At 61.6% G+C, this 661-nt stretch carries 1 protein-coding gene; it reads right to left on the bottom strand.

The annotated features are described in order from the left end of the window. The coding region (locus CF70_RS02105; RefSeq protein ID WP_035859684.1) for a PRTRC system ParB family protein at window positions 1-569 on the bottom strand (569 nt) is incomplete at its 3' end. Window positions 570-661 lie beyond the last annotated feature (92 nt).

Below are 661 nucleotides of genomic sequence, written 5' to 3'. Positions count from 1 at the left end.
TTGAGTTCGGCCACGGTCTTCTTCTCGCTGACGATGACCGGCAGGAGCTTGTCCTGCTTGTCTTTCGCGAGGGTGGCCAGCAGTTCCGCGTGTCCGAGCTGGATCTGGCGCGTGTTGAGCGCGTCAAGCACGGACGGACTGCAATTCATCAGGGCCAGGCGCTTGTCGAGCGTCCCGCGCGACCAGCCCAGTACACGGGCGGCCTCGTCGCGATCTCCCTTGAGTTGCCCGACGATCTTCGCCGCAGCCACTGCCTCTTCCGAGGGTGCCATGTCGGCGCGCTGGACGTTCTCAATGAGAGCCAGACGATCAGCCTCGTCGTCGGTCAGTGCCTTGATGGTCACTGGCATGGGATAGTCGTCACCGTGCGCAGCTTTCGCTGCCCGGTACCGGCGCTCGCCGGCGACCAGCTCGAACTCGTCACCGTCCAGGGGACGGATCAAGATCGGCTGGATGACGCCATTCTCCCGAACGGAGTCGGTCAACTCTGCCATTTCGGCAGGATCGAAATACTTGCGCGGATTACGGCCAGCACGGATCTTGCCAAGAGCGATAGTGGGGTTTTGCATTTTGTGGGTTCTCCGAAACGGAAAAGGGAACCCGTTGCCGCACCGGGAACAGGTTCCCGATGGGATAAGAAAGATGGCGTTGGCTAGCCCGA

The sequence above is a fragment of the Cupriavidus sp. SK-3 genome (assembly GCF_000611145.1).
Classification (GTDB): Bacteria; Pseudomonadota; Gammaproteobacteria; order Burkholderiales; family Burkholderiaceae; genus Cupriavidus.
This window is presented reverse-complemented; position numbering and strand designations above follow the sequence as displayed.